The 14,626-nt window shown below is 42.4% G+C and carries 11 protein-coding genes, 1 tRNA gene and 1 pseudogene; 7 read left to right on the top strand and 6 right to left on the bottom strand.

The window, feature by feature from the left end; genetic code table 11:
- Positions 1-86: 86 nt before the first annotated feature.
- Positions 87-1,379, top strand: a pseudogene (locus NSP_RS10885) (hemolysin family protein); the annotation flags it as partial.
- Between the two features lie 414 nt (positions 1,380-1,793).
- Here NSP_RS10885 and NSP_RS10880 read toward each other — a convergent pair.
- Positions 1,794-2,975: an aldo/keto reductase gene (locus tag NSP_RS10880; RefSeq protein WP_006198223.1), complete on the bottom strand. Its 1,182-nt coding sequence runs from the start codon at positions 2,973-2,975 to the stop codon at positions 1,794-1,796.
- Between the two features lie 74 nt (positions 2,976-3,049).
- The gene (locus tag NSP_RS10875) at positions 3,050-4,246 is read right to left on the bottom strand and encodes an HhoA/HhoB/HtrA family serine endopeptidase (RefSeq protein ID WP_042202804.1); all 1,197 of its coding nucleotides are present in this window, start codon (positions 4,244-4,246) and stop codon (positions 3,050-3,052) included.
- A gap of 277 nt (positions 4,247-4,523) precedes the next feature.
- On the opposite strand from NSP_RS10875, the gene NSP_RS10870 reads away from it, so the two are divergent.
- Complete coding sequence (locus tag NSP_RS10870) at positions 4,524-4,922, top strand: metal-sensing transcriptional repressor (RefSeq protein WP_006198225.1); 399 nt, start codon at positions 4,524-4,526, stop codon at positions 4,920-4,922.
- Positions 4,923-4,926: 4 nt separating this feature from the next.
- Here NSP_RS10870 and nagZ read toward each other — a convergent pair whose 3' ends face one another.
- Together nagZ and NSP_RS10860 are read right to left on the bottom strand one after the other, a co-directional pair.
- Positions 4,927-6,012 carry a beta-N-acetylhexosaminidase gene (gene nagZ / locus NSP_RS10865; protein ID WP_006198226.1) on the bottom strand — a complete coding sequence of 362 codons (1,086 nt, stop codon included), beginning with the start codon at positions 6,010-6,012 and terminating at the stop codon, positions 4,927-4,929.
- 76 nt (positions 6,013-6,088) lie between these two features.
- Positions 6,089-6,940 (bottom strand): 2OG-Fe(II) oxygenase, encoded by an 852-nt coding sequence (locus NSP_RS10860; RefSeq protein WP_006198227.1) that lies wholly within the window; start codon positions 6,938-6,940, stop codon positions 6,089-6,091.
- 293 nt (positions 6,941-7,233) lie between these two features.
- Here NSP_RS10860 and NSP_RS10855 point away from each other — a divergent pair, with 293 nt between their 5' ends.
- Positions 7,234-8,130: a class I SAM-dependent methyltransferase gene (locus NSP_RS10855; protein ID WP_006198228.1), complete on the top strand. Its 897-nt coding sequence runs from the start codon at positions 7,234-7,236 to the stop codon at positions 8,128-8,130.
- 26 nt (positions 8,131-8,156) lie between these two features.
- Here the strand turns inward: NSP_RS10855 and NSP_RS10850 are convergent, their stop codons facing one another.
- A complete protein-coding gene (locus tag NSP_RS10850) occupies positions 8,157-8,984 on the bottom strand; it encodes a glycosyltransferase family 2 protein (protein WP_006198229.1) in 828 nt (275 codons plus the stop codon).
- Between the two features lie 569 nt (positions 8,985-9,553).
- Between NSP_RS10850 and pds the strand changes: the two genes are divergently transcribed.
- The 4 genes from pds to NSP_RS10830 all read left to right on the top strand — a co-directional run bounded on the left by pds (position 9,554) and on the right by NSP_RS10830 (position 13,870).
- Positions 9,554-10,996, top strand: coding sequence for a 15-cis-phytoene desaturase (gene pds, locus NSP_RS10845; RefSeq protein WP_006198230.1), 1,443 nt, complete (start codon positions 9,554-9,556; stop codon positions 10,994-10,996).
- A complete protein-coding gene (gene crtB / locus NSP_RS10840; protein ID WP_006198231.1) occupies positions 10,980-11,912 on the top strand; it encodes a 15-cis-phytoene synthase CrtB in 933 nt (310 codons plus the stop codon). Before pds ends, crtB begins: the two co-directional genes overlap by 17 nt.
- 269 nt (positions 11,913-12,181) lie before the next feature.
- Positions 12,182-12,273 (top strand) — tRNA-Ser (locus NSP_RS10835).
- Positions 12,274-12,547: 274 nt separating this feature from the next.
- Positions 12,548-13,870, top strand: a complete 1,323-nt coding sequence (locus tag NSP_RS10830; RefSeq protein WP_006196181.1) for an ABC transporter substrate-binding protein — start codon at positions 12,548-12,550, stop codon at positions 13,868-13,870.
- 58 nt (positions 13,871-13,928) lie between these two features.
- On the opposite strand, the gene NSP_RS10825 is transcribed toward NSP_RS10830, so the two are convergent.
- On the bottom strand, positions 13,929-14,534 hold the full coding sequence (locus NSP_RS10825) for a hypothetical protein (RefSeq protein ID WP_006196182.1): 606 nt from the start codon (positions 14,532-14,534) through the stop codon (positions 13,929-13,931).
- Between the last annotated feature and the right edge of the window lie 92 nt (positions 14,535-14,626).

The raw sequence follows: 14,626 nt of genomic DNA, 5'->3' as shown, positions 1-14,626 counted from the left end.
ATCGCGAAAACACCCACAACCACCTTATGATTACTAGATACAAAAAGGTGAAATACATTCGCTGTGATCAGTGGCACTTCTAAAAAATGTCCTCCATTACGTTTGAAATTTTGATCATTTTGGTGCTAATTATTGCCAACGGTGTATTTTCTATGTCTGAAATGGCAGTTGTCTCGGCACGCAAAGTCAGGCTACAACAGCTTGCGAATCAAGGGAATACCAAGGCATTGACAGCATTGAAGCTGGCTGAGTCGCCAAATCATTTCTTATCCACCATTCAAATCGGAATTACCCTCATCGGTATCGTTACAGGTGCTTTTGGTGGAGTCACAATTGCCACTCAACTAGCAGTATATATACGGCTAATTCCCTTCTTAGCACCTTTTAGTGAGGCGATCGCTTTCGGAATAGTAGTTCTGATTATTACCTATTTGTCCCTGATTATTGGTGAATTAGTCCCAAAACGGCTGGCATTAAATAACCCAGAAGGAATTGCCTCGTTTGTGGCTATTCCCATGAAAGCCTTAGCCGCCCTTGCCTCACCGGTGGTATATTTACTCACTACTTCTACAGATATTATAGTGCGAGGATTGGGTATGACACCCTATCTTCAGCCACCAGTTACTGAAGAAGAAATTAAAATCTTAATTGAACAAGGCACAGAAGCCGGAACCTTTGAGGAAGCGGAACAAGATATGGTTGAGCGAGTATTTCGTTTAGGCGATCGCCCTGCCAATTCCTTTATGACACCTCGACCTGATATTGTTTGGCTAGACTTAGAGGACTCTCTTGCAGAAAACCGCCAAAAGATCATCGAAAGTGCCTATTCCCGGTATCCAGTTTGTCAGGGAGGACTGGACAATGTACTCGGTATAATTGTAGTTACCGACTTATTAGCTAGATGTTTCCGCAACGAACCAATGGACTTAACAATGGGATTGCGGCAGCCCGTCTATGTGCCAGAAATCACTCGTGGTTTGAAAGTTTTAGAATTCTTCAAACAAACCATTACATACATGGCTTTGATTGTGGATGAATACGGTGTAATTCAAGGATTGGTGACTCTCAACGACATCATGAGCGAAATCGTTGGTGATGTTCCTGAAGAACCGGGGGAAGAACAACCACAAGCCGTACAACGAGAGGATGGTTCCTGGTTATTGGATGGGATGTTACAGATAGATGAGTTTTATGAACTTTTCGATTTAGAAGAGTGGGAAATTGGTGAACGAGGTAGCTATCAGACATTAGGTGGTTTTGTGATCAATCATCTTGGTCGTATCCCAGCAGCAGCCGACTATTTTCAATGGCGTGGGATGCGGATTGAAGTCATGGATATGGACGGGAACCGCGTTGATAAAGTGCTAGTAATACCAAGGGAAGAGGCAGGGGGGCAGGGAGCAGGGAGCAGGGGGGGAGAAGAGGCAGGGGGGCAGGGAGCAGGGAGCAGGGGGGGAGAAGAGGCAGGGGGGCAGGGAGCAGGGAGCAGGGGGGGAGAAGAGGCAGGGGGGCAGGGAGCAGGGAGCAGGGGGGGAGAAGAGGCAGGGGGGCAGGGAGCAGGGAGCAGGGGGGGAGAAGAGGCAGGGGGGCAGGGAGCAGGGAGCAGGGGGGGAGAAGAGGCAGGGGGGCAGGGAGCAGGGAGCAGGGGGGGAGAAGAGGCAGGGGGGCAGGGAGCAGGGAGCAGGGGGGGAGAAGAGGCAGGGGGGGAGAAGGCGGTAACTTCCCAATGACCAATGACCAATGACCAATGACCAATGACCAATGACCAATGACCAATGACCAATGACTAATGACTAAGACTTCGATAAGCGCTTAACTTCCTCCCCTGCTAACATTTGATGGGCTTTTGCTAACAGTTGAGGAATTTTCTCGGCGTGGGGACTACTCGCCAGAGATTTACTCAGGTCTAGCTCATCTAGTTGGTCTGCTTTGTTACCGGGGAACCAGTGACTACCATTACCCAATAAGTTGTAGCGCTTTTTGGCATAGTCTACTAAATCATAGGCGATCGCTAAATTCAACAACCACAAAATTACAGGAATATTTACTTCTCCCGGTGTTTCTTCCCAGGTGGGTAAATTAGTCTCCCAAGTTTTTACCCAATCTTCTCCTAAAGTGGCGATCGCTTCTTGTTCTAACTTACTCAAAATTGGCGGCAAAATTTCATCTGCCCGATCTAAATATTCTAAAGTTTTGAGATGTTCATCAAAATCTTCCGGTCTGGCTGCACCCAAACTTAAAGTATGTACGTTTCGATGACTGAGACAAAACAAATCATTAAACACCATCGGACTCAAGGGATCGCAAAGATTAACTAACTTTTGCGGTGGTTTATATAGCATCCCTCCTTTATCTGAGGGACTAATAATAAACACCCCCATATCATGATTATTAGCTGCTGTAATTGCTTCCCAATTCCATTGATTAATATAGTACCAATGTAAGTTTACATAATCAAATTGGTTAGTATTAATTGCCTTTATAATCACATCTTTAGAACCGTGAGTAGAAAAGCCGATAAATCTCACTTTTCCCTCGGCTTGCAACTGCTGCGCCACTTCTAAACAGCCACCGGTACGCATAGTATTGTCAAAAGATTCAGCATTATTGATGCCATGTATTCCCAGTAAATCAATATAATCTAACTTGAGATTTTGCAGTGATTGTTCAAATGTTTCGCGAAATTTCTGATCATCTGCAACCGGGTTAACTTTCGTCTGCACAATTAATTTTTCACGGGGAAACTTAGGCAATATTTGCCCCAATTGCATTTCCGATGTACCATAACCACGAGCAGTTTCAATGTGATTAATTCCCACTTCCAAAGATCGGCGAATAGTCGCTTCTAAATTTGCCTGATTATCCGCCGGAATTTCGGAATTAGGAACATCTTGCCATTTGAATTGGTATCTCATACCGCCACAAGAAAAAACAGGAATCTGTAACTCTGTGCGGCCAAATCTTCTATAAAGCATAAACACATAAATATAGTGAATTTTGTAGAGATACGATTAATCGCATCTCTACTTACCAAATAAATCTCACATTCCTAAGCAGGATCTTCTAACTCAGCCGTGCGGATGGAAAGCAGCTGTATCTGATTACCGCGTTGGACTTTCACTTGTAACAACTGACCCAGGCGACTATTTTCTACAAGATTCTGTAATTTATCGGCACTGGTGACAGGTTCGCGATCAATTTGCACAATTACATCACCACGGCGCACACCAGCAGATGCAGCTGGGGAATTAGGTACAACTCGCATCACCAAAACACCATTGATTTCTGGTATTTGAATCGGAGAGTTAGGATCAGTATTATTTTGTTTTGCTAGTTCGGGTGTTAAAGTTATCATCTGTACACCTAAATAGGGGTGAATAACTTTACCGTCACGTTGCAATTTCAAGGCGATCGCTTTAGCCTTATCAATAGGAATCGCAAAGCCAATACCCATCGCATCAGGACGAATCGCCGTATTAATCCCAATGACTTCGCCACGTTCATTTAAGAGCGGTCCCCCGGAATTACCAGGATTAATCGCCGCATCGGTTTGAATGAAGTCTAAGCGTTTATCAGCAATTCCCACTTGGGCGCTAGAACGTTTCAGGGTGCTGACAATTCCCAAAGTCACAGTATTATCAAATCCTAACGGATTACCGACTGCGATCGCCCAGTCTCCCACTTGTACTGTATCGGAAGAACCCAAAGGCGCAACAGGTAAATCTTTATCAGGGTTAATCTTCACCACTGCTAAATCTGTGACTTCATCAATACCTTGAACTTTACCTTCATAGGTGCGACCATCTTTCAGACGGACTGTGACTCTATCAGCTTTATCAACTACATGGGCATTGGTCAAAACCAAACCACCTTTGTCAATAATAAACCCCGAACCTAGACCGCGCAATTGTTCAGAAGGCATCTGTTGCGGGAAACCCTCACCAAAAAATCGCCGAAAGAATGGGTCTTCCATAAATGGGTCCATACGACGAGTCACGGTGCGTTCAGTATCAATCCGGACTACTGCTGTTCCCACCCGATTTACGGCTGCTGTGACAAAGCTAGTGCTACCTATAGCCGCATTTGCTGGTGATTGTTGGGCGACAGCATTCTCAGAATAGGGAGCGGGTTCTGCTTGAGAGGGTAATACCTGGAAAGTGCTGACGGTTAGCGTCACTCCGATAATTAGGGCTAACGCATATGAACTGAATTGACGTATAGAACTTGATATTTGGGAGAATCGCATCATTACAACCTAATATGGAAGTCTAGTTTTTGTCTAAAAATCTATTTACACTTATTTTTACCGAATCCAACATTATCCGTCGTAAACTACCTGTAATAAAAATTAATCTAATATTTAATATAATAGCTATTAAGGAGATTCGCCCTTTAAAGGTTCGGGTTTCACCCTGGAATCATTTAACCAAAGCTATCGTTAATTGGCAGCAATAGTTTTTCCATTACCAATTATCTTCTAGGCTAGGATCTTAATACTACCAGTGCTTTGGCAAACCATAACCATGAACGGATCAAACCGATTAGCTAAAAAATCTTTGCCGGTATCCCCGCAAGTAGAACACGCCCACCATCATGATGCAGAGGATCTGACAAATCATACTCATGAGCATGGAAATTCTGCACATCCTCACGTTCATAGTCAAGAGTCAATCCGGAAAATTGTAAATCGGCTGTCACGGATAGAAGGCCATGTTCGTGGAATTAAAACAATGGTGCAGCATGATAGCCCTTGTCCTGATGTTTTATTACAAATTGCGGCTGTGCGGGGCGCTTTGGATAAGGTGGCGAGAATTGTTTTAGATGAACATTTAACTGAGTGTATTGCAAGAGCAGCTCAAGAAGGCAATATGGAAGTGGAAATTCAACAGCTAAAGGCTGCTTTAGATCGGTTTTTGCCTTAAGACTCTAGAAAGAACAAGCGATCGCTAATTCCGCGTGTTGCTGTAAAATATTTTTATCCAGAGCATGGATCATATATTGGGGAGTTATAGCCAGTAGTTTCTCAATTCTGTCTCTAGCTGCGGTTACTACTGATTCATCCAGGCTACCTTTGCTTAAAGAATCAGCAAAATCTTCAGCCATCTGATAGGTACGTTCAATAGATAATGAATTAATATTCCGCGAGACAATAAATAAGTCACAGCCAGCATCAAAGGCTTGTGCTACTGTACCACTTTGGGTAAACATATCTGAGACAGCCTTCATATCCAAGTCGTCAGATACAACCACTCCTTCAAAACCCAATTCTTCCCGGAGTATCTTCTTCAGGATAGCTGGGGAAAGTGTCGCCGGAAAATGGGGGTCTATCAGGGGAAACAGGATATGCGCTGTCATGATTAAAGGAATTTGCTCAGATATCAGCGCTTTAAACGGTATCAATTCCCGCATCCGTAATTCTTCTACCGTAAGATTCAGTATTGGTAATTCAATATGAGAATCTTTGCTGGTGTCTCCATGTCCCGGAAAATGTTTAGCACATCCTAAAATTCCCCCTTCCCGAAGTCCTTTGTAGTATTCAAGGACACCTTCAGCTGTTGTTTCCGGGGTGCGACCAAAGGCACGAAGCCCGATAATGGGATTTTGAGGATGGGAAAAAATATCTGTGACAGGAGACCAGGAAACATTTATTCCGAGGGATTTCAACTCTAATGCTGTAGCTTCTGCTACTTGTTTTGCCTGTGATCTGCACAACAAAGCATAAGGAAATCGAGTAATTGGTAAGGGTGTTCTCACGACCCTTCCCCCTTCGTGATCTAATGTCATAAACATTGAGTCACGTTCAGTATATTTTCTAATTTCGTCGTTCAGATTTTTGAAGCTTTCCAGCCAAACTTCATAAGGCGTACCATCCCGAAAGTTTTTCGCAAAAAATATTACTCCCACTGGTTTTAACTCACTCAGTGTTCGTTTATCGTCATCACTTAAAGAAGTACCTGAAATACCAAGTATCAAGTGATGACCAAAGCGCTCTAAATTTTGCGATTTCACCATAATACTTCACCTATATTTGTCTTTTAAAAAAACTGGAATTTTTAACCAGGACTTACGCAAAAACCCTCTCAAACCCTTATTTCTCTGTGTCCTCTGCGTCTGTGTGGTTCGTTTTCCTATAAAAATGAGGCTTCTTAATGCCATTTTTAAAGATTTTACGCACTATATTTCGGAGGCTAGCGTCTCCTCTCAATATTATGTCTCTTAAATTCTGCTCTGGGCGACCTCGAAAGGAAGTAACATGATAATACTTCTCTTTATCAGCAGGTTTTGGTGAAAAGTAGTAGTTAGACACACAACAGCGCCGACCATGATGATTAATTGGGCTAACCGAATGCAAAGAACTTTTATTAGTAACCATAATAACTAGCCGATTGAACTTGCTGTGAATAGTTCTACAAGGCTGCTTTAAACCTTGATCCCAAATTTCTAGGTTACCACCATAATTTTTTTGCCAATTGGGAGTGACATAATACAGTAAATTCAAAACCCGATAGTTATTAATATCTTTATCATGAGAATTATCCAGATGAGGATTTAAAAAACAGCCATATTCCATCAGGCTAACGCCACCAGCATATAGGTATTCATCTGGCATCAATTGCTCTAATCCGGTTATTTCGGCAATTAGCTGAACTACTCTGGCATCCTGAAAAGCATAGATAATTTCTTCTAAAATAGGATTGAATTTATCTAATTGTATGCCAACATATTTATACTCTCTCAGGTCTTTTAACTGCAACAAGTTTTCTTTTTCGGGAAATACCTGATATATTTTTAATACATCATCTACATTTAATAAATCATCTAAATAACAAGTATTTATCCGATTTTCCCTGCTAAATTCTTGTTTTAAAGCCGATTTGCAATCTTGGAGTTTATTGACTATTTGCTCGGCATAATAATGTCTCGACGTTGTTTCTAGCATTTATCATTAATTCCATGTGTATTAAAAAAACCTAAGTGGTAAGGAGCGCCAAGTAAGTATAAAACTTAACTCTAAACCCTAGATATTACCTTAAGTAATTTTACTCTACAAAAATATTAATTATTTGTGTATACTTCTGGTAAATTTATCTTAACTTTATATGGCTAAGTATAAATATACATCAAGTAATGGTTTTTTGAAAATAAATAATCGCTCAAACAAAGCGTAATTTGTTATAATTTTTATTATGAAAAACAAACTTTTAAGTAAATACACGCTTAAAATTTTCGTAAATGTTAAAAGAAGTAAACACAACCTGTTATCAGTATTTTGCGCTACCAAACACAATTGATAGATGGGATGAAGATACTATTATCTGCCAGATTTCCAATCCCACACCAGCTATCCAAGCCAACAGCTACTACTTTGGGCATGCAGAATGGGGATTAAATTATTTTCAATCCTGTCATAGAGATGACAAGTTTATAGAACTTTGGCAAGCCGTGATTGGTAGTTGGCAAGATAAAGTAGTGGTGGATATTGGTTGTGGTCCGGGCAATGTGTATGCCGCTCTCAAACAGTTTTGTGGTGAACCACAGTTGTTACTGGGGGTAGATGTTTCCCTGGGCGCACTGAAAATGGCTCGTCAACTCGGATATACAACAGTGCTAGCAGATGCTCAAAATCTGCCTTTTGTCTCTGGGTTTGCTGATCTTGTCATGCTTAATGCTAGCTTGCATCATTGTGACGATATGCCAAAAGTTTTGCAAGAGGCAGCTAAATTGGTACGTCCTGGGGGGATTTTAATCACAGATCACGATCCCCAAAAAAGTGCTTATCAGTTCAAAGGTTTAGGTTCACTATTGTGGAAAATACGGTTGCCAATTTATAAGTATATGAAACGGGGGGGACATTCCACCGCAGAGGAGCAATTCTGGTCTTTAGGAACAGAGGTACATCACAAAGAGTTTGATGGTGTGACATCAGAGATGTTCGATGAAATCCTCACACCAATGGGCTTTGCAGTTAAGGTTTACCCCCATAACCATACTGTAGGTGCAGAAGCATTAAAGGGTAATTACGGTAGGCCATTTTGGAAGTATCGTCTAGCTCAGAGATTATCAGGTATAGATCCCAACTCTGTAGAAGCGGCATTGTCGTTGATGTGTGTTGCCACACGCCTGGATTGATTCTAAATATGGGTATGCTAACTTCATTAATCACGTTTTAATTTCTCCGCTTCAATTATCCGAATCGCCAGGATAGTTTCTGCTAAAACACGATGAAATACGTAATACCAACCATGCCAACCATTGAAAATCCAGCCTTCGATCATCAAGCAATAGATAAAGATCATCCAAGGTGCTAAAACTTTTTTTCGGCGGATACGATCCACCCAATCGAGTTCGTTGATGGGAGTTTCTAGTATTTTCTTGGCTTCTAGAACTGTATAGCGTTCTTGTGACCATAACCAACGACTAAATGGTTTGCGATCATCGTGGTAGAGATAACCAGAGAGTAGCGCTGATTTACCAGTTAATTGTAAAATTTGTGTATGTCCATCGTCAATATAAATAGCTTTGCTGTTTTGAAATAAAACTTGGCGGGGAGGGAGTATTCTGGTGTTGCGAACGGGTTTCCCAAACACACAATACTTGAACCTGACAAAGTAGCCATCAATTTCTCCATCCACAGGTAAGGCGGCCATTTCTGAGATTAAATCATCTGTAACTAGATAATCTGCATCTAGAGAAAGTACCCAAGGGGTTTTTACTTGTTCCAAGCCATAGTTCCATTGTTTACCGTGGGTATCAAATTCTCGTTTAAATACCTGGACTTGTGCATAAGAGTCAAGAATTTCCAGGGTTGTATCAGTACTATAACTATCAATAACTATGATTTTTTTTGCCCAAGTGAGACGCTCAAGCGTGCGTTCAATATTGACAGCTTCATTATAAGTAAGAATCAGAGGAGTAATGTGTTCTAACATGGATACAATTTTGGTGTCAGAATTATGCCAATTCTGTGTATTTGGTGTTTGCATAAGAGATGAGATAATTTATGTAGTTTGTCATTGATTCTGGCTCTTGTTAACATACATCAGTGGGAATTTGTCAATTTTTAAGCAATCATTCCGATGATTTTTATTAGTTGAGATAGTAATTTTGGTTATAACAGGAATCCTCTCTTATTAACCACTGATAATTATGGGGCATTTTGGGAGTAAGTGCTAATATCGAACTCGTCTCCATTGAGGAAAAGTATTTTCTTTGTTGACTGTAATTTGACTATATTGATAACAATAAAAACTCCTCATCATAGCACTAGATCATAAAATATACAAAATTTTACTTAAAAAGTTACATAAATTAACGTGTAATTTTCAGGATATTTGAGACTGCTGACCAAAAATTAGGATATAACTGACGAATCATGGGGTGCTTGAGTGGTAATGATGCTGGCGTTCTGCCGTTGTTTGTGTATGTCAGTAAAATTGCCTTGGAGAGAAGTTTTTGAAGAAGCGATCGCACAATCCCTGCCAAATGTAACGGATTGCAACGTATAATGAGAACGACAAAACGATCAAAAAATATTGAAAGGCAGTAAGTTTAAATGCGAGTAGCGATCGCGGGTGCTGGACTAGCAGGATTATCCTGCGCGAAATATCTCACAGACGCAGGTCACACTCCCATTGTCTTGGAGCGCCGGGATGTATTGGGTGGCAAAGTGGCGGCGTGGAAAGACTCAGATGGAGACTGGTACGAAACAGGTCTACACATCTTCTTTGGCGCATATCCCAATATGTTGCAGCTATTTAAAGAACTGGATATTGAAGATCGATTGCAGTGGAAAGAACACTCAATGATTTTCAACCAGCCCGAAGCGCCAGGAACCTACAGCCGCTTCGATTTCCCGGATTTGCCAGCCCCCTTAAATGGTGTAGTGGCAATTCTGAGAAACAACGATATGCTGACATGGCCAGAAAAAATCAAATTTGGCTTAGGTCTGATTCCCGCAATGGTTCAGGGTCAGAAATACGTCGAGGATATGGACAAATACTCATGGACAGAGTGGCTACGGAAGCAGAACATTCCTGAACGAGTCAATGACGAAGTGTTTATTGCGATGTGCAAATCACTTAACTTTATTGGCCCTGATGAAATTTCTGCCACCATCTTGCTAACTGCCCTCAATCGCTTCCTCCAGGAAAAAAACGGCTCCAAAATGGCGTTTTTAGATGGTTCACCCACAGAGCGATTATGTCAGCCCATAGTAGACCACATCACCCAGGGTGGTGGTGAAGTCCGCCTCAATGCTCCGTTAAAAGAGATTTTGCTCAATCCCGATGGCACTGTCAAAGGATTTTTGCTCAGAGGGTTAAATGGGGCAGAAGATGAAGTGTTGACGGCTGACTTGTATGTGTCGGCTATGCCAGTTGACCCCCTGAAGGTGATGCTCCCAGAACCTTGGAAGCAATTAGAGTGTTTCCAGAAGCTAGAAGGCCTCGAAGGTGTACCTGTAATTAACGTACATTTATGGTTTGACCGGAAACTCACAGAAATTGATCACCTACTATTTTCGCGATCGCCCCTCCTCAGCGTTTATGCTGATATGAGCAATGCTTGTCGTGAATATGCTAATTCTGAGCGCTCGATGCTGGAATTAGTTTTAGCTCCGGCAAAAGATTGGATTACCAAATCGGATGAGGAAATTGTTACCGCCACGATTGCTGAGTTGGAAAAACTCTTCCCTGACCATTTTGGCGGCGAAAATCCCGCGAAATTGCTGAAATTTCATGTGGTGAAAACACCGCGTTCAGTTTACAAAGCGACCCCAGGCCGCCAACAGTTCCGCCCTTCGCAAAAAACCCCCATAGCTAACTTTTATCTGACTGGGGATTACACCATGCAACGCTATTTAGCCAGTATGGAAGGTGCTGTACTTTCTGGTAAGCTGACAGCACAAGCAATTTCTGAAGCCCGCCCGGTAGCAAATTCCCCAGACGACCTGCAAACGCCAACCCGACCGCCCGCAACGAATGCTGCAACTGCCTGATTCCCCTCCGCGCATGAAAACGCTGGTCTCTGTAGACGAGTCCTACAAACTTTGTCGGCAACTTATAGCCAAGTATTCCGCGACTTTTTACCTAAGCACTTTGCTCCTGAGCGAAGAAAAACGCCCGGCTATTTGGGCGATTTACGCTTGGTGTCGCCGCACAGATGAACTGGTAGATGGCCCAGGATCTGCCATGACTACCCCAGAAACCCTAGATTTATGGGAAAAACAGCTCGAATCAATTTTTGCTGGACAGCCAGTCGAAAATTATGATGTAGCTTTGGCTGATACTGTTCGACGCTTTCCAATGGACATTCAGCCCTTCCGGGATATGATTGCTGGTCAGCAAATGGATTTATATCGTAGTCGCTATGAAACCTTTGAGGATTTATACCTCTACTGTTACCGGGTCGCTGGTACTGTCGGCTTAATGTCAACTTCAGTCATGGGTTTGGATGAAACCAGAAATACAGCCCCGTGGAACTGTCAACAACAGCCTTATATGCCCACTGCTGAAGAAATTGCCTTGGGAATTGCCAAGCAACTCACCAACATCCTTCGAGATGTGGGCGAAGATGCACAACGTGGGCGCATTTATATTCCTCTGGAAGATTTGGCGCGATTCAATTACACTGAGGAAGATTTGTTTAAAGGTGTAGTCGATGACCGTTGGCGCTCCCTGATGCAGTTTCAAATTTCCAGAGCTAGACAGTTTTATACTAAAGCCGAAAGAGGTATTACTTACCTATCTGGTGATGCTCGTTGGCCTGTATGGGCGGCTCTCATGCATTACAGTCGAATTTTAAGCATAATTGAACGCAACGATTACAACGTGTTTACTCGGCGTGCCTACGTACCCCAATGGCAAAAATTACGTTCTTTGCCAGTAGCGTGGATGCGATCGCAAGTGCTGTAATTTAAACTTGTAATTTTGAATTTTGAATTCAAAAATGGGCATGAGTTTTTTGGTACATACAGAGTGGAATTATGGAACCACTGCTTTGCTTTGGTTCCCCCCGTTGTAGCAAGTGACGTGGTGAAAAAACTCCTAAATTTTGGACTAATTCCAACCACGTCCCTTGTGGACATAGTAATGCAAAGACTAATGACTCCGGAAAACAATTTTAAAATTAACTGTTGACAAACTCTAAACAGTTTGCTATCGTTAATATCTGTAGCACACCTGGAGAGGTGGCTGAGTGGTCGAAAGCGACAGATTGCTAATCTGTTGTACGGCAGGTAACTCCGTACCGAGGGTTCGAATCCCTCCCTCTCCGTTTTTAGGATAGCAAGTGAATCCTGTATAGGGCGCAGAAGCCAACACTCTCGTCTTTGTGAGCAAGTCCTAAGTTGACAATTTCATAGACAAAACTATACTTATATTGACAAAAATCAATATATATTTTAGGAAAAAATCAACCAATAAATTTTGATGTGTTGGTAAAAGTTTTACTCCTCTGGGTAGATGCTATTATTTATCCCTGGGAGTCTGTTTTAGACCGGAGAGTGTCAATTTTGGACTCCTAAATATTTGAGGAGTAAAAGTAAACCATGCCAAAAATTTATCCTGCTTTAGGACTGAGTATAGTTACCCTAGCAACAAGTTTGCTTTTGGGAGCTTGCGACAATGCTAATAACACTAATACTACAACCGATACTAATCCGGGGAACACAACCGCAGGGAACACAACCGATAGTAGTCAAGGACTAAAAATTGGTTATTTACTACCAGCAACTGGTGACTTAGCTTCCATTGGACAGCAAATGTCAGGCTCAGTTCCCTTGCTAGTGGAGACTGTTAACGCTTGCGAAGGTGTGAATGGGAAACCAGTCAACCTTGTAGCAGTAGACGACCAAACCGACCCCAGAGCAGGTGCGGCTGGGATGACCAAATTGGCTACTCTGGATAAAGTCGCGGGTGTAGTTGGTTCCTTTGCGAGCAGCGTTTCTACTGCGGCTGTGTCAGTTGCTGTACCAAATCAAGTTATGATGGTTTCTCCTGGTAGTACCAGTCCAGTGTTTACAGAAAAAGCACAAAAAGGAGACTTTAAAGGCTTTTGGGCGCGCACAGCTCCTCCTGATACCTACCAAGCATTAGCATTAGCTCAACTAGCAAATCAAAAGGGCTTCAAGCGAGTTTCCACAGTTGTGATTAATAACGACTATGGGGTGGGATTTGAAAAAGCATTTATAGAAGCTTTTGAAAAATTGGGTGGAACTGTCATTAATAAAGATCAGCCTGTCCGCTATGACCCCAAAGCTCAAACATTTGATACTGAAGCTGCTGCTGCTTTTGCGGGAAAACCAGATGCAGTTATCGCGGTTCTCTATGCTGAAACAGGTAGTCTGCTCCTCAAAACTGCTTACGAGCGAGGTTTGACTGAGGGTGTGCAAATTCTACTCACAGATGGAGTTAAAGCCCCCACTTTTCCTGAGCAAGTAGGTAAAGGCGCTGATGGAAAATATCTCTTAGCTGGGGCGCTGGGTACAGTACCCGGTTCCGATGGTAAAGCATTAGCAGATTTTAACAAACTGTGGCAAGAGAAAAAAGGCGGTTCCCCTGGGGAATACGCTCCCCAAGCTTGGGATGCTGCTGCTTTATTGGTACTCTCCGCACAAGCGGCGCGGGAAAACACAGGGGTGGGGATTTCTAATAAAATCCGTGAGGTTTCCAATGAACCTGGGACAGAAGTGACTGATGTCTGTGAGGGGCTGAAGTTACTTCGAGAGGGTCAAGACATTAACTATCAAGGGGCTAGCGGTAACGTCGATGTTGATGCTAATGGTGACGTTGTAGGTGTCTACGATGTTTGGGATGTAGCCGCCGATGGTAAGATTCAGGTGATTGACAAAGTGAGTCCTCAACCTCAATAGCAGGTTCCACCGGCTGGAAGTTTGGACTGATAGTAGCTACATAGCCCACAAAGGTGGGCTAAGGCTCATTTACGCTGGCTTCGAGAGTTTTCACCTGAGTTTGTAATTCGACAATTCTTTGCATATGCGATCGCTCTAGGGAAGAACCTAACCAGATAAAGCTACCACCGAAAACAGTCACCACTCCCGCTAAAATCCCAGTGAGTAATGTCACCTGGGAGCGAAGATGCTTGACTTCCTGAAGCTGATATTGAGGTTTGGGAGGATAATTCAGGTTGATTTCGGGATTTTCCAGCACAAATTCTGCTTTCGCTGCTTGCGGTTGCTCTGTGCTTTGGAAAGTCACCTGGCTTTGCAGCCAATTAGTAATTAATTGAGAACCATTCTTGTTAAACCAGCGCCAAGCAAAAATTCTAAATACTGGCTTGGATGTCTTGGAAATTAGTTTCAGACTTCTATTGAGAGTCCGAGAACGAAACTTCTGGTTAATTAGGTTAATTGATCCTACTTGATAGAGAGCATCTAATACTAGCTTTACTGTCACTTCTTCTCTAGCAATCAAATTTTGCAGCAATAAAAGAACATCATGTATGAGTTCTTCTTCTTTTTGCTTTTCTAGCACAAAATTTGTGGTATGATTTGATGGTTTATCGGGTTTATTCATATGTATAAACTCTAGTTTTGATTAAAGATTTATGTGTTATTATTCAAACTGAAATAATTCCTCGCAAAAGCCAGACCCTATCCCAACCTAAA

It is taken from the genome of Nodularia spumigena CCY9414 (assembly GCF_000340565.2).
Taxonomy (GTDB): domain Bacteria; phylum Cyanobacteriota; class Cyanobacteriia; order Cyanobacteriales; family Nostocaceae; genus Nodularia; species Nodularia spumigena.
The sequence above is the reverse complement of the archived record's forward strand: the minus strand, read 5'-3'. Positions and strand labels throughout refer to the sequence as shown.